This window comes from Corallococcus sp. CA041A (genome assembly GCF_003612075.1).
In the GTDB taxonomy this organism is placed as follows: Bacteria; Myxococcota; Myxococcia; order Myxococcales; family Myxococcaceae; genus Corallococcus; species Corallococcus exiguus.
This window is the reverse complement of the sequence record NZ_RAWF01000712.1, coordinates 1-416: the sequence shown is the minus strand read 5'-3', so window position 1 is coordinate 416 and position 416 is coordinate 1. Positions and strand designations below refer to the sequence as shown.

Below are 416 nucleotides of genomic sequence, written 5' to 3'. Positions count from 1 at the left end.
GTGATGACCGAGCGGATCACGACCCCGCAGATCCAGTGCGGCATTACCCGTACGACGTCCGCGACCCATGAGGTGATCCGGGCGAATGTCCATCGCTCCCCGATGTACTCCGGTCAGATCAAGAGCTCCGGTCCGCGTTATTGTCCCTCGATCGAGGACAAGATTGTCCGCTTCGGCGACCGTGATGGCCACCAGATCTTCCTGGAGCCGGAGGGGCTCGACGACACCACTGTCTATCCCAATGGCATCTCGACCTCGCTCCCGGAGGAGGTCCAGCTCGCGATCCTCGCCAGCATCCCTGGTCTGGAGCGGGTGAAGATGGTCCGTCCGGGCTATGCCATCGAATACGACCACATCAATCCCCGCGAACTGGACCCGACCTTGCAGACCAAGCGCCTGCGCGGTCTCTTCCTGGC

The 416-nt window shown here is 62.5% G+C and carries 1 protein-coding gene; it reads left to right on the top strand.

The window, feature by feature from the left end; genetic code table 11:
- The coding region (locus D7V77_RS42780; protein ID WP_199734026.1) for an FAD-dependent oxidoreductase at positions 1-416 on the top strand (416 nt) is incomplete at both ends.